This is a genomic window from Pseudomonas fluorescens, from assembly GCF_902497785.1.
Taxonomy (GTDB): domain Bacteria; phylum Pseudomonadota; class Gammaproteobacteria; order Pseudomonadales; family Pseudomonadaceae; genus Aquipseudomonas; species Aquipseudomonas fluorescens_BO.
In genome coordinates this window covers 291,029-311,066 of sequence record NZ_CABVHK010000006.1, presented here as the reverse complement: position 1 = coordinate 311,066, position 20,038 = coordinate 291,029, and the positions used below count along the sequence as shown (strand labels likewise).

33 protein-coding genes are annotated in these 20,038 nt (G+C 54.5%); all 33 read left to right on the top strand.

What is annotated here, in order from left to right; translation table 11 throughout:
• Positions 1 to 30: 30 nt before the first annotated feature.
• Positions 31 to 501: a 30S ribosomal protein S7 gene (gene rpsG, locus F8N62_RS11750; protein ID WP_002555493.1), complete on the top strand. Its 471-nt coding sequence runs from the start codon at positions 31 to 33 to the stop codon at positions 499 to 501.
• Positions 502 to 531: 30 nt separating this feature from the next.
• Entirely contained in the window at positions 532 to 2,637 is a 2,106-nt protein-coding gene (gene fusA / locus F8N62_RS11745) for an elongation factor G (protein WP_150711091.1), read from the top strand.
• A 31-nt stretch (positions 2,638 to 2,668) separates the two neighbouring features.
• Positions 2,669 to 3,862, top strand: coding sequence for an elongation factor Tu (tuf, locus tag F8N62_RS11740; RefSeq protein ID WP_008145495.1), 1,194 nt, complete (start codon positions 2,669 to 2,671; stop codon positions 3,860 to 3,862).
• Between the two features lie 141 nt (positions 3,863 to 4,003).
• Positions 4,004 to 4,315 (top strand): 30S ribosomal protein S10, encoded by a 312-nt coding sequence (rpsJ, locus tag F8N62_RS11735; protein ID WP_003186070.1) that lies wholly within the window; start codon positions 4,004 to 4,006, stop codon positions 4,313 to 4,315.
• 80 nt (positions 4,316 to 4,395) lie between these two features.
• Complete coding sequence (gene rplC / locus F8N62_RS11730) at positions 4,396 to 5,031, top strand: 50S ribosomal protein L3 (protein ID WP_150711090.1); 636 nt, start codon at positions 4,396 to 4,398, stop codon at positions 5,029 to 5,031.
• A gap of 12 nt (positions 5,032 to 5,043) precedes the next feature.
• On the top strand, positions 5,044 to 5,646 hold the full coding sequence (gene rplD, locus F8N62_RS11725; RefSeq protein ID WP_150711089.1) for a 50S ribosomal protein L4: 603 nt from the start codon (positions 5,044 to 5,046) through the stop codon (positions 5,644 to 5,646).
• Complete coding sequence (gene rplW, locus F8N62_RS11720) at positions 5,643 to 5,942, top strand: 50S ribosomal protein L23 (protein ID WP_002555488.1); 300 nt, start codon at positions 5,643 to 5,645, stop codon at positions 5,940 to 5,942. Before rplD ends, rplW begins: the two co-directional genes overlap by 4 nt.
• Positions 5,943 to 5,956: 14 nt before the next feature.
• Complete coding sequence (gene rplB / locus F8N62_RS11715) at positions 5,957 to 6,781, top strand: 50S ribosomal protein L2 (RefSeq protein ID WP_008030897.1); 825 nt, start codon at positions 5,957 to 5,959, stop codon at positions 6,779 to 6,781.
• 16 nt (positions 6,782 to 6,797) lie between these two features.
• Positions 6,798 to 7,073 (top strand): 30S ribosomal protein S19, encoded by a 276-nt coding sequence (rpsS, locus tag F8N62_RS11710; RefSeq protein WP_002555486.1) that lies wholly within the window; start codon positions 6,798 to 6,800, stop codon positions 7,071 to 7,073.
• Positions 7,074 to 7,084: 11 nt separating this feature from the next.
• A complete protein-coding gene (gene rplV / locus F8N62_RS11705; RefSeq protein WP_003103908.1) occupies positions 7,085 to 7,417 on the top strand; it encodes a 50S ribosomal protein L22 in 333 nt (110 codons plus the stop codon).
• A 13-nt stretch (positions 7,418 to 7,430) separates the two neighbouring features.
• Positions 7,431 to 8,117, top strand: coding sequence for a 30S ribosomal protein S3 (gene rpsC / locus F8N62_RS11700; protein WP_003176422.1), 687 nt, complete (start codon positions 7,431 to 7,433; stop codon positions 8,115 to 8,117).
• Between the two features lie 12 nt (positions 8,118 to 8,129).
• Positions 8,130 to 8,543: a 50S ribosomal protein L16 gene (gene rplP / locus F8N62_RS11695; RefSeq protein WP_045057467.1), complete on the top strand. Its 414-nt coding sequence runs from the start codon at positions 8,130 to 8,132 to the stop codon at positions 8,541 to 8,543.
• Positions 8,543 to 8,734 (top strand): 50S ribosomal protein L29, encoded by a 192-nt coding sequence (gene rpmC, locus F8N62_RS11690; RefSeq protein ID WP_008030901.1) that lies wholly within the window; start codon positions 8,543 to 8,545, stop codon positions 8,732 to 8,734. Before rplP ends, rpmC begins: the two co-directional genes overlap by 1 nt.
• Before the next feature lie 2 nt (positions 8,735 to 8,736).
• A complete protein-coding gene (gene rpsQ, locus F8N62_RS11685; RefSeq protein WP_003176419.1) occupies positions 8,737 to 9,003 on the top strand; it encodes a 30S ribosomal protein S17 in 267 nt (88 codons plus the stop codon).
• Between the two features lie 23 nt (positions 9,004 to 9,026).
• Positions 9,027 to 9,395 carry a 50S ribosomal protein L14 gene (rplN, locus tag F8N62_RS11680; protein ID WP_002555479.1) on the top strand — a complete coding sequence of 123 codons (369 nt, stop codon included), beginning with the start codon at positions 9,027 to 9,029 and terminating at the stop codon, positions 9,393 to 9,395.
• 11 nt (positions 9,396 to 9,406) lie between these two features.
• On the top strand, positions 9,407 to 9,721 hold the full coding sequence (gene rplX, locus F8N62_RS11675) for a 50S ribosomal protein L24 (RefSeq protein ID WP_003176416.1): 315 nt from the start codon (positions 9,407 to 9,409) through the stop codon (positions 9,719 to 9,721).
• A 22-nt stretch (positions 9,722 to 9,743) separates the two neighbouring features.
• The gene (rplE, locus tag F8N62_RS11670) at positions 9,744 to 10,283 is read left to right on the top strand and encodes a 50S ribosomal protein L5 (protein WP_003176415.1); all 540 of its coding nucleotides are present in this window, start codon (positions 9,744 to 9,746) and stop codon (positions 10,281 to 10,283) included.
• Positions 10,284 to 10,296: 13 nt separating this feature from the next.
• Positions 10,297 to 10,602: a 30S ribosomal protein S14 gene (rpsN, locus tag F8N62_RS11665; protein WP_003176414.1), complete on the top strand. Its 306-nt coding sequence runs from the start codon at positions 10,297 to 10,299 to the stop codon at positions 10,600 to 10,602.
• Between the two features lie 209 nt (positions 10,603 to 10,811).
• Positions 10,812 to 11,204, top strand: a complete 393-nt coding sequence (gene rpsH, locus F8N62_RS11660) for a 30S ribosomal protein S8 (protein WP_003186040.1) — start codon at positions 10,812 to 10,814, stop codon at positions 11,202 to 11,204.
• Between the two features lie 12 nt (positions 11,205 to 11,216).
• A complete protein-coding gene (rplF, locus tag F8N62_RS11655; protein WP_003176412.1) occupies positions 11,217 to 11,750 on the top strand; it encodes a 50S ribosomal protein L6 in 534 nt (177 codons plus the stop codon).
• 10 nt (positions 11,751 to 11,760) lie between these two features.
• The gene (gene rplR, locus F8N62_RS11650; RefSeq protein ID WP_003186037.1) at positions 11,761 to 12,111 is read left to right on the top strand and encodes a 50S ribosomal protein L18; all 351 of its coding nucleotides are present in this window, start codon (positions 11,761 to 11,763) and stop codon (positions 12,109 to 12,111) included.
• 3 nt (positions 12,112 to 12,114) lie between these two features.
• Positions 12,115 to 12,615, top strand: coding sequence for a 30S ribosomal protein S5 (gene rpsE / locus F8N62_RS11645; protein WP_003186035.1), 501 nt, complete (start codon positions 12,115 to 12,117; stop codon positions 12,613 to 12,615).
• Between the two features lie 2 nt (positions 12,616 to 12,617).
• Positions 12,618 to 12,794, top strand: coding sequence for a 50S ribosomal protein L30 (gene rpmD, locus F8N62_RS11640; RefSeq protein ID WP_003186033.1), 177 nt, complete (start codon positions 12,618 to 12,620; stop codon positions 12,792 to 12,794).
• 3 nt (positions 12,795 to 12,797) lie between these two features.
• Positions 12,798 to 13,235, top strand: a complete 438-nt coding sequence (gene rplO, locus F8N62_RS11635; protein WP_007896782.1) for a 50S ribosomal protein L15 — start codon at positions 12,798 to 12,800, stop codon at positions 13,233 to 13,235.
• The gene (gene secY, locus F8N62_RS11630; protein WP_150711088.1) at positions 13,236 to 14,564 is read left to right on the top strand and encodes a preprotein translocase subunit SecY; all 1,329 of its coding nucleotides are present in this window, start codon (positions 13,236 to 13,238) and stop codon (positions 14,562 to 14,564) included.
• A 27-nt stretch (positions 14,565 to 14,591) separates the two neighbouring features.
• Positions 14,592 to 14,708: a 50S ribosomal protein L36 gene (gene rpmJ / locus F8N62_RS11625; protein WP_002555468.1), complete on the top strand. Its 117-nt coding sequence runs from the start codon at positions 14,592 to 14,594 to the stop codon at positions 14,706 to 14,708.
• Positions 14,709 to 14,838: 130 nt separating this feature from the next.
• Complete coding sequence (rpsM, locus tag F8N62_RS11620) at positions 14,839 to 15,195, top strand: 30S ribosomal protein S13 (RefSeq protein WP_003186020.1); 357 nt, start codon at positions 14,839 to 14,841, stop codon at positions 15,193 to 15,195.
• Between the two features lie 30 nt (positions 15,196 to 15,225).
• Positions 15,226 to 15,615, top strand: a complete 390-nt coding sequence (rpsK, locus tag F8N62_RS11615) for a 30S ribosomal protein S11 (protein ID WP_002555466.1) — start codon at positions 15,226 to 15,228, stop codon at positions 15,613 to 15,615.
• 18 nt (positions 15,616 to 15,633) lie between these two features.
• The gene (gene rpsD / locus F8N62_RS11610) at positions 15,634 to 16,254 is read left to right on the top strand and encodes a 30S ribosomal protein S4 (protein WP_003210056.1); all 621 of its coding nucleotides are present in this window, start codon (positions 15,634 to 15,636) and stop codon (positions 16,252 to 16,254) included.
• Positions 16,255 to 16,276: 22 nt separating this feature from the next.
• A complete protein-coding gene (locus tag F8N62_RS11605) occupies positions 16,277 to 17,278 on the top strand; it encodes a DNA-directed RNA polymerase subunit alpha (RefSeq protein ID WP_003176403.1) in 1,002 nt (333 codons plus the stop codon).
• A gap of 42 nt (positions 17,279 to 17,320) precedes the next feature.
• The gene (gene rplQ, locus F8N62_RS11600) at positions 17,321 to 17,707 is read left to right on the top strand and encodes a 50S ribosomal protein L17 (protein ID WP_008145500.1); all 387 of its coding nucleotides are present in this window, start codon (positions 17,321 to 17,323) and stop codon (positions 17,705 to 17,707) included.
• Positions 17,708 to 17,887: 180 nt separating this feature from the next.
• A complete protein-coding gene (locus F8N62_RS11595) occupies positions 17,888 to 19,342 on the top strand; it encodes a catalase (protein ID WP_150711087.1) in 1,455 nt (484 codons plus the stop codon).
• A 149-nt stretch (positions 19,343 to 19,491) separates the two neighbouring features.
• Positions 19,492 to 19,956 carry a bacterioferritin gene (bfr, locus tag F8N62_RS11590; protein ID WP_150711086.1) on the top strand — a complete coding sequence of 155 codons (465 nt, stop codon included), beginning with the start codon at positions 19,492 to 19,494 and terminating at the stop codon, positions 19,954 to 19,956.
• Positions 19,957 to 20,038: the final 82 nt, after the last annotated feature.

The following is a 20,038-nucleotide window of genomic DNA, read 5'->3' as shown; positions in this document are numbered from 1 at the left end:
CGAACCTGAAGACCGTTTGAGGGCTTATCCATGCCAAGAAGACGCGTAGCAGCCAAGCGCGAAGTGCTTGACGATCCAAAATACGGAAGCCAAATCCTGGCCAAGTTCATGAACCACGTGATGGAAAGCGGCAAGAAAGCCGTTGCCGAGCGTATCGTTTATGGCGCGCTGGAAAAGGTTAAAGAACGCAAGAACAGCGACCCCCTGGAAATCTTCGAGAAAGCTCTCGACGCCATCGCTCCGCTGGTCGAAGTAAAGTCGCGCCGTGTAGGCGGTGCTACTTACCAGGTTCCGGTCGAAGTTCGTCCGTCCCGTCGTAACGCTCTGGCAATGCGCTGGTTGGTAGACTTCGCCCGTAAGCGCGGCGAGAAGTCTATGGCTCTGCGTTTGGCTGGCGAACTGTTGGACGCTGCCGAAGGCAAAGGTGCTGCAGTTAAGAAGCGTGAAGACGTGCACCGTATGGCTGAAGCCAACAAGGCTTTCTCGCACTACCGCTTCTAATTTTAGCGTCACTAATTTTGCGAGGGCTTTATGGCTCGTACAACACCGATTAATCGCTACCGTAACATTGGTATCGTTGCTCACGTGGATGCTGGTAAAACCACCACCACCGAGCGCGTCCTTTTTTACACTGGCAAAAGTCACAAAATGGGCGAGGTGCATGACGGCGCCGCGACCACAGACTGGATGGTTCAGGAGCAGGAGCGTGGTATTACCATTACTTCTGCTGCCATTACCGCCTTCTGGCAGGGTTCCGAGAAGCAGCACAAGGACCAATACCGCTTTAACGTCATCGACACCCCGGGCCACGTAGACTTCACTATTGAAGTTGAGCGTTCCCTGCGTGTTCTCGACGGCGCGGTCGTTGTGTTCTGCGGCACCTCGGGTGTTGAGCCTCAGTCGGAAACCGTATGGCGTCAAGCCAACAAGTACGGCGTTCCACGTCTTGTTTACGTAAACAAGATGGACCGTGCTGGTGCGAACTTCCTGCGCGTGATCGGTCAGATCAAGCAGCGTCTGGGTCACACTCCGGTGCCAATCCAGTTGGCTATCGGTTCCGAAGACAACTTCCAGGGTCAGATCGATCTGTTGGCCATGGAAGCTGTTTACTGGAATGACTCCGACAAAGGCATGGTTCCAGTTCGCAAGCCTATCCCTGCTGAACTGCAGGAACTGGCTGACGAATGGCGCGGCAACATGGTTGAGGCTGCGGCCGAAGCCAGCGAAGAGCTGATGAACAAGTACCTCGAAGGTGAAGAACTCACCAACGCGGAAATCAAGGCGGCTCTGCGTCAGCGTACTATCGCTGGTGAGATCGTTTTGGCTGTTTGCGGTTCTTCCTTCAAGAACAAGGGCGTTCCCCTGGTTCTCGACGCCGTTATCGATTACCTGCCTGCTCCAACTGATATTCCTGCCATCAAGGGTACTGACCCGGATGACGAGGAAAAACAAATGGAGCGTCACGCAGATGACAGCGAGCCGTTCTCGGCTCTGGCTTTCAAAATCGCTACCGACCCATTCGTGGGTACCTTGACCTTCGTCCGCGTTTACTCGGGCGTGTTGGCCTCCGGCGACGGCGTGATCAACTCGGTTAAGGGCAAGAAAGAGCGCGTGGGTCGTATGGTGCAAATGCACGCAAACGCCCGTGAAGAAATCAAGGAAGTACGCGCTGGTGACATCGCGGCCTTGATCGGCATGAAGGACGTCACCACTGGTGAAACCTTGTGCAGCGCTGACAAGCCAATCATCCTGGTTCGCATGGACTTCCCGGAGCCGGTTATTTCGGTTGCCGTAGAGCCTAAGACCAAGGATGACCAGGAAAAAATGGGTATCGCTCTGGGCAAACTTGCTCAGGAAGATCCATCTTTCCGCGTCAAGACTGATGAAGAGACTGGTCAAACGATCATCTCCGGCATGGGCGAGTTGCACCTGGACATCCTGGTTGACCGGATGCGCCGTGAGTTCAACGTCGAAGCCAACATCGGTAAGCCTCAGGTTTCCTATCGTGAGCGCATCACGAAGAACTGTGAAATCGAAGGTAAGTTCGTTCGTCAATCCGGCGGTCGTGGCCAGTTTGGTCACTGCTGGATTCGTTTTGCTCCTGCTGACGAAGGTCAGGAAGGTCTGCAATTCGTGAACGAAGTAGTGGGTGGTGTTGTTCCTAAGGAATACATCCCGGCTATCCAGAAGGGTATCGAAGAGCAGATGAAGAACGGCGTTGTTGCCGGCTATCCGCTGATCGGCCTGAAGGCTACCGTGTTTGACGGTTCTTACCATGACGTCGACTCCAACGAGATGGCGTTTAAGGTGGCCGCTTCCATGGCGACCAAGCAGCTGGCCCAGAAGGGCGGTGGTGAGTTGCTTGAGCCGATCATGGCGGTAGAGGTTGTTACGCCTGAAGACTATATGGGTGACGTGATGGGCGACCTTAACCGTCGTCGCGGCATGATCCTGGGTATGGAAGATACGGTTTCCGGCAAAGTGATTCGCGCCGAGGTTCCGTTGGGTGAGATGTTCGGTTACGCAACCGACGTTCGCTCCATGTCCCAAGGTCGCGCAAGCTACTCTATGGAATTCAAAAAATACAATACGGCTCCGTCGCACATCGTCGAAACCGTTACCAAAAAACAAGGCTGATTCAGCCCCTTTAGGCTAGGAGTTAATTGTCGTGGCTAAAGAAAAATTTGACCGTACCCTCCCGCACGTCAACGTTGGCACCATCGGTCACGTCGACCACGGTAAAACCACGCTGACCGCTGCTCTGACTCGCGTCTGCTCCGAAGTTTTCGGTTCGGCTGTTGTTGCTTTCGACAAGATCGACAGCGCTCCGGAAGAAAAGGCTCGTGGTATCACCATCAACACCGCGCACGTTGAATACAACTCGCTGATCCGTCACTACGCTCACGTTGACTGCCCAGGTCACGCTGACTATGTGAAGAACATGATCACCGGTGCTGCTCAGATGGACGGCGCTATCCTGGTTTGTTCGGCCGCTGATGGTCCGATGCCACAAACCCGTGAGCACATCCTGCTGTCCCGTCAGGTTGGCGTTCCGTACATCGTTGTCTTCCTGAACAAGGCTGACATGGTAGACGACGCTGAGCTGCTGGAACTGGTTGAGATGGAAGTGCGCGATCTGCTGAGCACTTACGACTTCCCGGGCGACGACACTCCGATCATCATCGGTTCGGCTCTGATGGCTCTGAACGGCCAAGACGACAACGAAATGGGCACCACTGCCGTTCGTAAGCTGGTTGAGACTCTGGACAGCTACATTCCAGATCCAGTCCGTGTTATCGACAAGCCGTTCCTGATGCCAATCGAAGACGTATTCTCGATCTCCGGTCGCGGTACTGTTGTAACTGGCCGTATCGAGCGCGGTATCGTCAAGGTTCAGGATCCACTGGAAATCGTTGGTCTGCGTGACACTACCGTCACCACCTGCACCGGTGTTGAAATGTTCCGTAAGTTGCTCGACGAAGGTCGTGCTGGCGAGAACTGCGGCGTGCTGCTGCGCGGCACCAAGCGTGACGACGTTGAGCGTGGCCAGGTTCTGGTCAAGCCAGGTTCGGTTAAGCCGCACACTACCTTCGAAGCCGAAGTGTACGTGTTGAGCAAAGAAGAAGGCGGTCGCCACACTCCGTTCTTCAAAGGCTACCGTCCACAGTTCTACTTCCGGACCACTGACGTGACCGGTAACTGCGAACTGCCGGAAGGCGTTGAAATGGTAATGCCAGGCGACAACATCAAAATGGTTGTCACCCTGATCAAAACCATCGCAATGGAAGATGGTCTGCGTTTCGCTATTCGTGAAGGCGGTCGTACCGTCGGCGCTGGCGTCGTAGCCAAAATCATCGCTTAATAAGTGATGACTTGAAAAAGCCCCCGCCTAGCGGGGGCTTTTTTATTGGGTTGACACCTATCTGGGGCGTCTATAGAATTGCGCCTCCTTTTAACGGGCGTATTGCGCTCGGTGGGAATAGCAGCCGGAGTCTGAAATCCAATGCAAAATCAGCAAATCCGTATCAGGTTGAAGGCTTTTGACCATCGCCTGATCGACCAATCCACCCAGGAAATCGTGGAAACCGCGAAACGTACTGGTGCTCAAGTGCGTGGTCCAATTCCACTGCCTACCCGTAAAGAGCGGTTCACCGTTCTGGTCTCCCCGCACGTCAACAAAGACGCGCGTGACCAGTACGAGATCCGTACTCATAAGCGCGTTCTGGACATCGTCCAGCCAACGGATAAAACCGTTGATGCTCTTATGAAGCTTGATCTTGCGGCCGGTGTGGAAGTTCAGATCAGCCTCGGCTAAGACTCGGTCTTAGTCGTGTAACGCTCTGAAATGGGCGGCCATAGCGGGTGAAAGCCCCGTACACTCATGAGGTTTACAACATGACTATTGGTGTAGTCGGTCGTAAATGCGGTATGACCCGTATTTTCACCGAAGAAGGTGTCTCCATTCCGGTCACGGTCATTGAGATCGAGCCGAATCGCGTCACCCAGTTCAAAACTGAAGAGACCGATGGCTATCGTGCAGTGCAAGTCACTGTAGGCGAGCGTCGTGCTTCGCGTGTTACAGCTGCTCAGGCTGGCCACTTCGCTAAAGCGAACGTAGCCGCTGGTCGTACCGTAATGGAATTCCGCCTTGCAGAAGGCGAGTACCAGGCCGGCGATCTGATCAACGCTGAAATCTTCGCCGCTGGTCAACTGGTTGATGTAACCGGTCAGTCCAAAGGTAAAGGCTTCCAGGGTACGATCAAGCGTTGGAACTTCCGCGGGCAAGATAATACCCACGGTAACTCCGTGTCCCACCGCGTTCCAGGCTCTATCGGCCAGTGCCAGACTCCTGGTCGTGTATTCAAGGGCAAAAAAATGTCCGGTCATATGGGCGCTGAGCGCGTGACCGTGCAGTCCCTCGAAGTAGTGCGCGTGGACGCTGAACGCAATCTGTTGTTGGTCAAGGGCGCTGTTCCTGGCGCTACTGGCGGCAACTTGGTTGTACGTCCAGCAGCCAAGGCTCGCGGTTAAGGGGAAGCTGACATGCAATTAAATGTAAATGACGCTCAAGCGATCGAAGTTTCCGAACTGACATTTGGCGGCGAATTCAACGAGACGCTGGTTCACCAAGCAGTCGTGGCCTACATGGCCGGCGGCCGTCAAGGTAGCAAGCAGCAAAAGACCCGTTCCGACGTTCGTGGTGGCGGTAAGCGCCCATGGCGTCAGAAAGGTACTGGCCGTGCGCGTGCCGGTACTATCCGTAGCCCAATCTGGCGTGGCGGCGGTACCACTTTCGCGGCTCGTCCTCAGGATCACTCGCAGAAGCTGAACAAGAAGATGTATCGCGCAGCAATGCGTTCCATCCTTGCTGAGCTGGTGCGTACTGATCGTCTGGTCGTGGTTCAGGATTTCGCCGTTGAATCGCCGAAAACCAAAGACCTGCTGGGCAAACTGAACAACATGAGCCTGACCGACGTTCTGATCGTGTCGGACGCTGTTGATCAGAACCTGTACCTGGCTGCTCGCAACCTGCCACACGTAGATGTACGTGACGTGCAAGGTTCCGATCCAGTTAGTCTGATCGCATACGACAAGGTGTTGATCACCGTGTCGGCCGTGAAGAAATTCGAGGAGCTGCTGGGATGAACCAGGAACGCGTATTTAAAGTTCTGCTTGGCCCGCACGTTTCCGAGAAGGCTACGGTTCTGGCAGACAAGAAAGGCCAGTTCGTTTTCAAGGTTGCTACTGATGCAACCAAGCTGGAAATCAAGAAGGCCGTCGAAAGCCTGTTCAGCGTGAAAGTAGAGCGTGTTACTACCCTGAATGTTCTGGGTAAGAGCAAGCGCACTGCTCGCGGTCTGGGCAAGCGTAATGACTGGAAGAAGGCAGTTATCTCCCTTCAGCCAGGCCAAGATCTCGATTTCAGCAGCAGTGCTGAGTAAGGAAGGGGTGCATCATGGCAATCGTTAAATGCAAACCGACTTCCCCTGGCCGCCGTCATGTGGTCAAGGTGGTCAACCAGGAGCTGCATAAAGGCGCTCCTCACGCACCGCTGCTCGAGAAGAAATCGAAGTCTGGTGGTCGTAACAACAATGGTCGTATTACCACTCGTCACATTGGTGGTGGCCATAAGCAGCATTATCGTCTGGTCGATTTCCGTCGCAACGACAAAGATGGCATTCCAGCCACTGTCGAGCGTATCGAATACGATCCAAACCGTACTGCTCACATTGCTCTTATGTTGTACGCAGACGGCGAACGCCGTTACATCATCGCCCCTAAAGGCGTGAACGCTGGTGACCAGCTGATTTCGGGTGCTTTGGCTCCGATCAAGCCAGGCAACCAGTTGCAACTGCGCAGCATTCCAGTTGGTAGTACCGTACACGGCATCGAATTGAAGCCAGGTAAAGGCGCGCAAATCGCTCGTTCCGCTGGTGCTTCGGCTCAGCTGATCGCTCGTGAAGGTGTCTACGTGACCCTGCGTCTGCGTTCTGGTGAGATGCGTAAAGTGCTGGCTGAATGCCGCGCGACCCTGGGCGAAGTCTCGAACTCCGAGCACAGCCTGCGTTCGCTGGGTAAAGCTGGTGCCAAACGCTGGCGTGGCGTTCGCCCAACCGTTCGTGGTGTTGCCATGAACCCGGTTGACCACCCACATGGTGGTGGTGAAGGTCGTACCTCTGGTGGTCGTCATCCGGTATCGCCATGGGGCTTCCCGACTAAGGGCGCGAAGACTCGTGGTAATAAGCGTACCGACAAAATGATCGTCCGTCGTCGCAAGTAAATAGAGGGATACGACAGTGCCACGTTCTCTGAAAAAAGGTCCTTTTATTGATCTTCACCTACTGAAGAAGATCGAAGTGGCGGCGGAAAAGAATGATCGCAAACCGGTGAAAACCTGGTCGCGTCGTTCGATGATCCTGCCACAAATGGTCGGTTTGACCATTGCAGTGCATAACGGTCGTCAACATGTCCCAGTTCTCGTGAACGAAGACATGGTCGGCCACAAACTAGGCGAGTTTGCCGGTACCCGCACTTATCGTGGGCACGTGGCAGACAAGAAAGCCAAGCGTTAAGGGGTTAGGAAATGGAAGTAGCCGCTAAGTTGTCGGGCGCTCGAATCTCCGCCCAGAAAGCCCGCTTGGTCGCCGACCAGATCCGCGGGAAGAAGGTGGGCGAAGCGCTCAACCTGTTGGCTTTCAGCAGTAAGAAAGCCGCCGAGATCATGAAGAAAGTGCTGGAGTCGGCCGTAGCCAACGCCGAGCATAACGAAGGCGCAGACGTTGATGACCTTAAAGTCAGCACCGTTTTCGTCAACGAAGGGCGTTCGCTGAAGCGAATCATGCCACGTGCCAAAGGCCGTGCTGATCGCATCGTCAAGCGGTCTTGCCATATCACTGTCAAGGTTGCTGACAAGTAACGGAGTCGAAGAGATGGGTCAGAAAGTACATCCCATTGGCATTCGCCTGGGAATCGTCAAGGAGCACACCTCCGTCTGGTACGCAGACGGTCGGACTTATGCGGACTATTTGTTCGCTGATCTGAAGGTGCGTGAGTATCTCCAAGACAAACTAAAAAGCGCGTCCGTAAGCCGTATCGATATCCATCGCCCGGCTCAAACAGCACGTATCACCATCCACACCGCTCGTCCAGGTATCGTTATCGGGAAGAAAGGTGAAGATGTTGAGAAACTGCGTCAGGACCTGACCAAGCAAATGGGTGTGCCTGTGCACATCAATATCGAAGAAATCCGCAAGCCGGAACTCGACGGTATGTTGGTTGCGCAGAGCGTAGCTCAGCAGCTGGAGCGTCGCGTAATGTTCCGTCGCGCTATGAAGCGCGCTGTACAGAACGCCATGCGCATTGGTGCCAAAGGCATCAAAATCCAAGTGAGCGGTCGTCTCGGCGGTGCTGAAATCGCACGTACTGAATGGTATCGCGAAGGTCGTGTGCCACTGCACACCCTGCGTGCCGACATCGACTATGCCAACTACGAAGCTCACACCACTTATGGTGTGATCGGTGTAAAGGTTTGGATCTTCAAAGGCGAAGTAATTGGTGGTCGCCAAGAAGAACTGAAACCACAAGCACCAGCGCCTCGTAAAAAAGCTGCTAAGTAAGGGGTACGCCAAATGTTGCAACCAAAGCGTACGAAGTTCCGCAAGCAGATGACTGGCCACAACCGTGGCTTGGCTCAGCGCGGTAGCAAAGTCAGCTTCGGCGAATATGCGCTGAAGTCTGTAGCTCGTGGTCGTCTCACCGCTCGTCAGATCGAGTCAGCGCGTCGTGCACTGACCCGTCACGTTAAACGTGGTGGCAAGATCTGGATCCGTGTATTCCCGGACAAGCCTATTTCCAAAAAGCCACTCGAAGTTCGGATGGGTAAAGGTAAAGGTAGCGTGGAATACTGGGTTGCCCAGATTCAGCCAGGCAAAGTCCTGTATGAAATCGAGGGTGTTACTGAAGAGCTGGCGCGTGAGGCATTTGCCTTGGCTGCTGCAAAGCTGCCGCTCGCCACCGCCTTCGTTAAACGGACGGTGATGTGATGAAAGCGAACGAACTTCGTGAAAAAGACGCGCCGCAGCTTAACGAGCAACTGCTCGGCCTGCTGCGCGACCAGTTCAATCTGCGTATGCAGAAAGCAACTGGCCAGTTGGGGCAGTCTCACCTGCTCCGGCAAGTTAAGCGTGACATCGCTCGCGTGAAGACTGTGCTCAAACAGCAGGCAGGTAAGTAATCATGGCTGAAGCCGAAAAAACCGTCCGTACGCTGACTGGCCGTGTTGTCAGCGACAAAATGGACAAGACCATCACCGTTCTGATCGAGCGTCGCGTAAAGCACCCGATCTACGGTAAATACGTTAAGCGTTCGACTAAGCTGCACGCGCACGACGAAACCAATCAGTGCCACATCGGCGACAAAGTCACTATTCGTGAAACTCGTCCTTTGGCCAAGACCAAGTCTTGGGCGCTGGTTGATGTTCTCGAACGCGCTGTGGAAGTCTAAGGACTAGGGGTCGGAGAAATTATATGATTCAGACTCAATCCATGCTCGATGTGGCCGATAACAGCGGCGCACGCCGCGTTATGTGCATCAAGGTGCTGGGTGGCTCCCATCGTCGTTACGCTGGTATCGGTGACATCATCAAAGTTACCGTCAAGGAAGCAATTCCTCGCGGTAAAGTGAAAAAAGGCCAAGTGATGACTGCTGTTGTAGTCCGCACTCGTCACGGCGTACGTCGTGCTGATGGCTCCATTATCCGCTTTGATGGCAACGCTGCTGTTCTTCTGAACAACAAGCAAGAGCCGATCGGCACCCGTATCTTTGGGCCAGTGACCCGTGAACTTCGTACTGAGAAGTTCATGAAGATCGTCTCGCTCGCCCCAGAAGTGCTGTAAGGAGATCCGACATGCAAAAGATTCGTCGTGACGACGAGATCATCGTGATCGCCGGCAAAGACAAAGGTAAGCGCGGTAAGGTGCTTAAGGTTCTCGCTAATAACCGTCTGGTTATCGGTGGTCTGAACCTGGTCAAGCGTCATACCAAGCCTAACCCGATGTCGGGCGTGCAGGGCGGTATCGTCGAAAAAGAAGCTCCACTGGACGCTTCTAACGTCGCCATTTTCAACGGCGAAACCAACAAGGCTGATCGCGTTGGTTTCAAAGTAGAAGACGGCAAGAAAATTCGTGTCTTCAAGTCGACCCAAAAAGCGGTTGATGCTTGAACACTGCTAGGTAGATGAGACCATGGCACGACTAAAAGAGATTTACTGGAAAGAAATCGCACCGAAGCTTAAGGAAGAACTTAAGCTTTCGAACGTGATGGAAGTTCCACGCGTTACAAAAATCACCCTGAACATGGGTCTGGGCGAAGCAGTCGGTGACAAAAAAGTCATCGAGCACGCTGTTGCCGACCTGGAAAAGATCACCGGTCAGAAAGTCGTTGTGACTTACGCTCGGAAATCCATCGCTGGCTTTAAAGTCCGTGAAGGTTGGCCGATCGGCGTCAAAGTGACCCTGCGCCGTGAGCGTATGTACGAATTCCTGGATCGTCTGCTGTCGATCTCCCTGCCTCGGGTCCGCGACTTCCGCGGCCTGAATGCCAAGTCCTTCGATGGTCGTGGTAACTACAGCATGGGCGTTAAAGAGCAGATCATCTTCCCGGAAATCGACTACGACAAGATCGATGCTCTCCGCGGTCTGGACATTACCCTGACCACCACTGCCAAGAACGATGATGAAGGTCGCGCCCTGTTGCGTGCTTTCAAATTCCCGTTCCGCAACTGATTGGAGTAGGAAAATGGCCAAGATGAGCATGAAAAACCGCGAGCTGAAACGTCAGCTCACGGTTGCCAAGTACGCCAAAAAGCGTGCAGCACTGAAAGCTATCATCGTTGATCTGAACGCAAGTCCAGAAGCGCGTTGGGAAGCTACAGTAGCTCTGCAGAAGCAGCCACGTGACGCAAGCGCTTCGCGCATGCGTAACCGCTGCCGCCTGACCGGTCGTCCACACGGCGTTTACCGCAAGTTCGGCCTCGGCCGTAACAAACTGCGTGAAGCTGCAATGCGTGGTGACGTACCTGGTCTGGTTAAAGCCAGCTGGTAAGCACTATCAAAGTCCAGGTGGTCGGGTTCGCAAGATCCTGACCACCGGTGACCTTGAACTTGAATCAAGCCCCTTTTGGGGCTTGATTCATTTGTGGGGTGTGTCTAGAATACCCGGCTCGCCTGAGCCCGTGCTTTTTTCGCATGGATGTCCTCGGCGACAAGTAGTAGCCGCAAGGCTAATTTTTTTGTATTAGGAGCGTCTAGCCCATGAGTATGCAGGACCCGTTAGCGGACATGCTAACTCGAATCCGTAATGCCCAGATGGCTGAAAAGTCCGTCGTAAGCATGCCATCTTCTACTTTGAAGGTAGCTGTTGCCAAAGTCCTGAAGGACGAAGGTTACATTGCGGGTTATCAGATCAGCAGCGAAATCAAACCACTGCTGTCTATCGAGCTGAAATACTTCGAAGGCCGTCCGGTTATCGAAGAAGTGAAGCGCGTTAGCCGTCCAGGCCTGCGTCAGTACAAGTCCGTCGATGATCTGCCAAAAGTTCGTGGCGGTCTCGGTGTGTCTATCGTCTCCACCAACAAAGGTGTGATGACGGATCGTGCTGCGCGCGCTGCCGGTGTCGGCGGCGAAGTTCTTTGCACTGTGTTCTAAGGGGGGATAAGCATGTCACGCGTCGCTAAGAACCCCGTTAAGCTGCCAGCCGGTGTCGAAGTCAAATTCGCAGGCCAACAGCTTTCGGTGAAGGGTGCCAAGGGCACTCTCGAACTGAACATCCATTCGTCCGTTGAGATCGTTGAAGAAGCTGGTGAGCTGCGTTTCGCTGCTCGCAATGGCGATCAACAAACTCGCGCAATGGCTGGTACCACTCGTGCGTTGGTAAACAACATGGTCCAAGGCGTAAGCCAAGGCTTCGAGCGCAAGCTCCAGCTGGTCGGTGTTGGTTACAAAGCGCAAGCAAAAGGCACAGTGCTGAACCTGGCTCTTGGCTTCTCGCACCCAGTGGATTATGAACTGCCGGAAGGCATCACCGCTGAGACTCCTAGCCAGACCGATATCCTGATCAAGGGCATCGATAAGCAGCTGGTAGGTCAAGTGGCCGCCGAGATCCGCGACTTCCGTCCACCAGAGCCGTACAAAGGCAAAGGTGTGCGCTACGCGGACGAAGTCGTCCGTCGTAAAGAAGCCAAGAAGAAGTAGGGCATAGCAAATGACCGACAAAAAAGTTACTCGACTGCGTCGCGCTCGCAAAGCACGCCTGAAAATGCACGAACTCGAAGTCGTGCGTCTCTGCGTGTTCCGCTCGTCGCAGCACATCTACGCCCAGGTCATTTCGGCCGACGGCAACAAAGTCCTGGCATCTGCCTCGACTTTGGATAAAGAACTGCGTGATGGCGCCACTGGCAACATCGACGCGGCCACTAAGGTTGGCCAGCTGGTCGCTACGCGTGCTAAAGCCGCTGGCGTCTCGCAGGTGGCTTTCGACCGCTCTGGCTTCAAGTACCACGGTCGCGTCAAGGCGCTGGCTGATGCTGCTCGTGAAGCTGGGCTGGAGTTCTAAGTTATGTCAAATAACGACCAAAAGCGCGACGAAGGCTACATCGAGAAGCTGGTTCAAGTTAACCGCGTAGCCAAAACCGTTAAAGGCGGCCGTATCTTCACTTTCACCGCGTTGACCGTGGTTGGTGATGGTAAAGGGCGCGTTGGCTTCGGCCGTGGCAAGTCGCGTGAAGTGCCTGCTGCGATCCAGAAGGCAATGGAAGCTGCTCGCCGCAACATGATCCAAGTTGATCTGAACGGCACCACTCTGCAGTACGCAATGAAGTCCGCCCATGGCGCTTCGAAGGTGTACATGCAGCCTGCTTCTGAAGGTACCGGTATCATCGCTGGCGGCGCTATGCGTGCTGTCCTCGAAGTTGCTGGCGTTCAGAACGTTCTGGCCAAGTGCTACGGCTCGACTAACCCGGTAAACGTGGTTCACGCCACTTTCAAAGGTTTGAAAGCTATGCAGTCTCCTGAATCCATTGCCGCCAAGCGTGGCAAAAGCGTCAAGGAGATCTTCTGATCATGGCTACCGTTAAAGTTACGCTGATCAAAAGCATGACCGGCCGCATCCCTAACCACAAACTGTGCGTTAAGGGTCTGGGTCTGCGTCGCATCGGTCACACTGTAGAAGTACTTGATACTCCCGAGAATCGCGGGATGATCAACAAGGCTTACTACATGCTGCGTGTCGAGGGTTAATCGATGAAACTCAATGATCTGAGTCCAGCGCCGGGTTCCCGTCGCGAAAAGCATCGTCCGGGCCGTGGTATCGGTAGTGGTTTGGGCAAGACCGGTGGCCGTGGCCACAAAGGTCAGTCCTCCCGCTCCGGTGGCACCATTGCTCCAGGCTTTGAAGGCGGTCAACAGCCGCTGCATCGTCGCCTGCCGAAGTTCGGTTTCGTTTCCCTGAAGGCCATGGACCGCGCAGAAGTGCGTCTGTCCGAGCTGGCTAAAGTGGAAGGCGACATCGTCACTGTGCAGTCCTTGAAAGATGCCAACGTGATCAACGTCAACGTACAGCGTGTGAAAATCATGCTGTCCGGCGAAGTTACTCGCGCTGTTACCATCGGAAAGGGAATCGGCGCCACCAAAGGTGCGCGTGCGGCTATCGAAGCAGCTGGCGGCAAGTTCGAGGAATAAATGGCTAAGCAAGGTGCTCTCTCTGCGCTCGGCAAAGGCGGTATGTCTGAACTCTGGGCTCGTCTGCGTTTTCTGTTCCTGGCGATTATCGTCTACCGAATAGGCGCACACATCCCGGTTCCAGGTATCAACCCGGACCGACTCGCGGACCTGTTTCGACAGAATGAGGGGACCATTCTTAGCTTGTTCAACATGTTTTCCGGCGGCGCGCTGGAGCGGATGAGCATCTTTGCACTGGGGATCATGCCGTACATTTCGGCATCGATCATCATGCAACTGATGACCGCCGTCAGCCCGCAGCTGGAGCAGTTGAAGAAGGAAGGTGAAGCTGGCCGTCGCAAGATAAGCCAGTACACCCGCTACCTCACCGTCGCTCTTGCTCTTGTCCAGGCTATTGGCATGTCCATTGGTCTGGCAGGGCAGGGCGTAGCGTTTACTGGTGACTTTGGCTTCCATTTCGTCGCGGTATCCACATTTGTGGCTGGTGCGATGTTCATGATGTGGCTGGGTGAGCAGATTACTGAGCGCGGTGTAGGCAACGGTATCTCGATGTTGATTTTTTCGGGTATCGTCGCCGGTCTTCCGAGAGCGATCGGGCAGTCTTTCGAGTCTGCACGTCAGGGTGATATCAACATCTTCGCCCTGGTTGCCATCGGTTTGCTGGCAGTAGCGATTATCGGTTTCGTGGTGTTCATTGAGCGTGGTCAGCGTCGTATTGCTGTTCACTACGCCAAGCGTCAGCAGGGCCGCAAGGTCTTCGCTGCGCAGACTAGCCACTTGCCGCTGAAGGTGAACATGGCCGGTGTTATTCCGGCCATTTTCGCGAGCAGCATTTTGCTGTTCCCGGCTTCGTTGGGTGCCTGGTTCGGTCAGTCTGAAGGTATGGGCTGGTTGCAGGACATCTCGCAGTCGATCGCTCCTGGTCAGCCGTTGAATATTCTGCTGTTTAGTGCAGGGATTATTTTCTTCTGCTTCTTCTATACGGCGTTGATGTTCAATCCGAAAGACGTAGCGGAAAACCTGAAGAAGTCCGGTGCCTTTATTCCGGGTATCCGTCCAGGCGAGCAGTCGGCACGCTATATTGATGGCGTTTTGACTCGTTTGACCTTGTTCGGTGCTCTTTATATGACGGCCGTGTGCTTGCTTCCCCAGTTCCTGGTGGTTGCGGCAAACGTACCGTTCTACCTTGGCGGGACCTCGTTGCTGATCGTCGTCGTGGTTGTGATGGACTTCATGTCCCAAGTACAATCGCACCTCGTTTCGCACCAGTACGAATCCCTGATGAAGAAAGCCAACCTGAAGGGTTACGGCAGCGGCATGTTGCGCTGAGTACCCATAAGGTTCGAGGAGTTGGTGATGAAAGTTCGTGCATCGGTGAAAAAGCTGTGCCGTAACTGCAAAATTATTCGCCGCGAAGGTGTTGTTCGAGTAATTTGCAGCGCGGAACCGCGTCACAAACAGCGCCAAGGCTGAGTGTGATTGTGCTTCAAGCCCGGTAGCTAGTGCGCTACCGGGTTGATTATTTGTTATTACAGCGATATTATCTCGCGCCCTATTTCTTGGCTTCCGGGGCGTAGGTAGCTGTCAATTGGAGTCCCACTGAATGGCCCGTATTGCAGGCGTTAACATTCCAGATAACAAGCATACTGTTATCTCGCTGACCTACATCTATGGTGTTGGTCGCACTACTGCACAGAAGATCTGTGCAGTGACTGGGGTAAACCCAGCCGCAAAGATCAAGGATCTGAGCGACGAGCAGATTGAACAGCTGCGTGGCGAAGTGGCGAAGTTCACCACTGAAGGTGACCTGCGTCGCGAAATCAACATGAAAATCAAGCGTTTGATGGACCTCGGTTGCTATCGCGGTCTGCGTCATCGTCGTGGTCTTCCAGTGCGCGGTCAGCGTACCAAGACTAACGCGCGTACCCGTAAAGGTCCGCGTAAGCCGATCCGCAAGTAATCGCCCCAGCGAATCGACAGGAAATTAATCATGGCTAAACCTGCTGCTCGTCCTCGTAAAAAAGTTAAAAAGACAGTGGTTGATGGCATTGCCCACATCCATGCTTCTTTTAACAACACAATCGTGACCATCACCGACCGTCAAGGCAACGCTCTTTCCTGGGCTACCTCCGGTGGTTCGGGTTTCCGCGGTTCCCGCAAGTCCACCCCGTTTGCTGCTCAAGTAGCTGCTGAACGTGCTGGTCAAGCTGCGCTGGAATACGGTCTGAAAAACCTCGACGTTAACGTCAAAGGTCCAGGCCCAGGTCGTGAATCTGCAGTCCGCGCTTTGAACGGCTGTGGCTACAAGATCGCCAGCATCACCGACGTGACGCCAATCCCGCACAACGGGTGCCGTCCGCCGAAGAAGCGCCGCGTGTAATCCAGGAGATTGTAAAGAATGGCTCGTTACATTGGTCCAAAATGCAAACTCGCTCGTCGCGAAGGCACCGATCTCTTCTTGAAGAGCGGCGTGCGCGCGATCGAATCGAAGTGCAACATTGAAGCAGCACCTGGTATCCACGGCCAACGCCGCGGTCGCCAGTCCGATTACGGCACCCAACTGCGTGAAAAGCAGAAGGTCCGTCGTATCTACGGCGTTCTCGAGCGTCAATTCAGCGGCTACTACAAAGAAGCTGCTGGCAAGAAAGGTGCAACCGGTGAAAACCTGCTGCAACTGCTCGAATGCCGTCTGGACAACGTTGTATACCGTATGGGTTTTGGCTCTACTCGTGCCGAATCCCGTCAGCTGGTATCGCACAAATCCGTCAGCGTTAACGGTCAGACCGTAAACGTACCGTCCTACCAGGTTCGTGCTGGTGACGTGGTCGCGATTCGCGAGAAAGCAAAGAACCAACTTCGCATTGTCCAAGCTCTCGATCTGTGTGCCCAACGTGGCCGCGTAGAATGGGTAGAAGTAGACACTGAGAAGAAGTCGGGCGTTTTCAAGAACGTTCCTGCTCGCAGTGATCTGTCCGCCGACATCAACGAAAGCCTGATTGTCGAGCTCTACTCCAAGTAAGGGCTAGAAAATAGGTGCATCCATGCAGATTTCGGTAAATGAGTTCCTGACACCCCGCCATATTGATGTGCAGGTTGTCAGTCCAACCCGCGCCAAGATCACTCTCGAGCCTCTCGAGCGTGGTTTCGGCCACACCCTGGGCAACGCGCTGCGACGCATCCTGTTGTCCTCAATGCCCGGCTGTGCAGTAGTCGAGGCCGAGATTGACGGTGTGCTCCATGAGTACAGCGCCATCGAAGGCGTACAGGAAGACGTAATTGAAATCCTGTTGAACCTTAAAGGTCTGGCTATCAAGCTGCACGGTCGTGACGAAGTTACGCTGACCTTGTCGAAGAAGGGTTCGGGGGTGGTTACCGCTGCCGATATTCAGCTGGATCATGATGTCGAGATCGTTAACCCCGATCACGTAATCGCTAACCTGGCGTCTAACGGCGCCCTGAACATGAAGCTCACCGTAGCTCGTGGTCGTGGTTATGAACCGGCAGACTCGCGTCAGAGCGATGAAGACGAAAGCCGCAGCATCGGTCGCTTGCAGCTTGACTCTTCGTTCAGCCCGGTTCGCCGTATCGCATACGTGGTGGAAAACGCCCGTGTCGAGCAGCGTACTAACCTGGACAAGCTGGTTATTGATCTGGAAACCAACGGTACTCTGGATCCTGAAGAGGCTATCCGCCGCGCTGCAACCATCCTGCAACAGCAGTTGGCTGCGTTCGTCGACCTCAAAGGTGACAGTGAGCCAGTGGTTATCGAGCAGGAAGACGAGATCGATCCGATCCTGCTTCGCCCGGTTGACGATCTGGAACTGACTGTACGTTCGGCTAACTGCCTTAAGGCGGAAAACATCTACTACATCGGTGACCTGATTCAGCGTACCGAAGTAGAGCTGTTGAAGACTCCGAACCTTGGCAAGAAATCCTTGACTGAAATCAAGGACGTTCTGGCCTCCCGCGGTCTGTCCCTCGGCATGCGCCTCGACAACTGGCCGCCTGCAAGTCTTAAGAAGGACGACAAGGCGACTGCCTGATCGTCGTAATCACCGAACGTTGTGTTTGGTAAGGAATGAACCATGCGTCATCGTAAAAGTGGTCGTCACCTGAGCCGCACCAGCTCGCACCGCAAGGCCATGTTTCAAAACATGGCGGTGTCGCTGTTCGAGCACGAGCTGATCAAAACTACACTGCCAAAAGCTAAAGAACTGCGTCGCGTTGCTGAGCCGCTGATCACTTTGGCCAAGACAGACAGCCTGGCTAACCGCCGTCTGGCTTTCGACCGTACTCGTTCGAAAGCTATCGTTGGTAAGCTCTTCAACGACCTGGGCAAGCGTTACGCTACCCGTGAGGGTGGCTACCTGCGCATCCTCAAGTGCGGTTTCCGCACTGGCGACAACGCGCCTATGGCGTATGTCGAGTTGGTTGATCGTCCTGCCGGCGGCGAAGCTGTATCCGCTGAGTAAGACGTCAGATACGAAAAACCGGGCCTAGTGCCCGGTTTTTTGTGGGCGCTCGAAAAGTGCGCTCGCTGTTAGTATTTATCTATCGACACATGCAAGTTAATGAATTTGTAGGTGTAACGTTGGTGATCAATACTCCTTGGCAGCCGACTAGCGGCAGCTTAAGACAGAGGATGAGATCGTATGAGCCAAAATAAAACACTCACCACCGCCAGTGGCGCACCTGTAGCCGACAACCAGAATTCCCGCTCTGCCGGCCCTCGCGGCCCATTGCTGCTCGACGACTTCCACCTGCTCGAGAAGCTTGCCCACTTCAACCGTGAAAACATCCCTGAGCGGCGCGTGCATGCCAAAGGGTCGGGTGCTTACGGTACATTCACCGTGACGCGTGATATCACCGGGTACACCAGCGCCAAGCTGTTCGAGTCTATTGGCAAGCAAACCCCCACCTTCCTGCGGTTTTCCACCGTCGGCGGTGAGCGCGGTTCTGCCGACACCGAGCGTGATCCCCGTGGTTTCGCTCTCAAGTTCTACACCGAGGAAGGTAACTGGGACATCGTTGGCAACAACACTCCCGTGTTCTTCATCCGCGATCCGCTGAAGTTTCCAGATTTTATTCACACGCAAAAACGCCTTCCACAAAGCAATCTGAAAAGTGCGCAGATGATGTGGGACTTCTGGTCTCACTCGCCTGAGGCCCTGCACCAGGTCACCATCCTGTTCTCGGACCGTGGCATACCTGACGGTTACCGTCATATGCACGGCTTCGGCAGTCACACCTATAGCCTCATTAATGCCAGCGGCGAGCGTCACTGGGTCAAGTGGCATTACAAGACCCAGCAAGGGATCAAGAATCTGGCGCCGGCAGAAGCTGCCCGCCTGGCCGGCACCGATCCGGATTACGCTCAGCGTGACCTGTTCGGTGCAATTGAGCGCGGTGATTTCCCGAAGTGGCGCGTGTGCATTCAGATCATGACTGAAGCGCAAGCCGAGGCGCATTACGAGAACCCTTTCGATGTGACCAAGACGTGGTCGCAGAAAGAATTTCCACTGATTGAAGTGGGTGAGCTCGAGCTCAACCGCAACCCGCAAAACTACTTCGCTGAAGTTGAACAAGCGGCGTTCGGTCCGAGCAACATGGTGCCTGGTGTCGGTCTGTCGCCGGATCGCATGCTGCAGGGGCGAGTGTTCGCTTACGCTGATGCGCACCGCTACCGTATTGGCACCAACCACCAGCAACTGCCGGTGAATGCACCTCGTAGTCCGGTGAATAGTTACCAGCGCGACGGTTCGATGGCGTTCGGCACCAATGGCGGTGCGGCACCTAACTATGAGCCAAACAGCTACGTCGAGTCGCCAAAACAGTCGCCTCGCTATGCCGAGCCTGCTTTAGCGCTGAATGGTGCAGCCGATCGCTACGATCATCGCGAAGACACGGACTACTACAGTCATGCCGGCGCGCTGTTCCGCCTCATGAGTGATGAGCAGAAGGCGTTGTTGGTCAACAACATCGCTGGTGCTATGGTTGGCGTTTCCAGTGATGTGGTTGACCGCCAATTGCAGCATTTCTTCAAGGCCGATCCGTCGTATGGAGAAGCAATCGCAAAGGCGCTCAACGTACAGCTTAACGAAGTCTAAATGAGAAGCAGAACCGCCCTGATTTTGGCGGTTTTTGCGTTATTTCAGCTGCTTTTCTCAGATTATCTTCGCTTTTATCGCGTCAGGTGAGTGACCTGATGGTCATGTTGGTTCAAACTACAGACTTTCAAGCAGGGAGATGTAGGGCGATGCAAGGCCACCCAGACGTAATCGATTACCTCAACACGTTGCTGACCGGCGAACTGGCCGCGCGTGACCAATATTTCGTTCATTCGCGGATGTATGAGGACTGGGGATTCACCAAGCTCTACGAACGAATCAACCACGAGATGGAAGAGGAGGCCGGGCATGCCGATGCCCTGATGCGCCGCATTCTGATGCTGGAAGGCACACCGCGTATGCGTCCGGACGATCTCGATGTCGGTACCACGGTGCCCGACATGCTTGCTGCCGACCTGCGTCTTGAATACAAGGTTCGGGCCGCGCTCTGCAAGGGCATTGCGCTCTGCGAGCAGCACAAGGACTATGTCAGCCGCGAAATGCTGCGTATTCAGTTGAACGACACCGAAGAAGATCACACCTATTGGCTGGAGAAGCAGTTGGGTCTGATCAAGTTGATCGGTCTTGAGAACTACCTGCAATCCCACGCCTGAATTATAGCTCCTGACAGATCGCAGCCTTTGACAGATCGCAGCCTTCGGCAGCTCCTACGAAAGCAACGCGATCCCGTGTAGG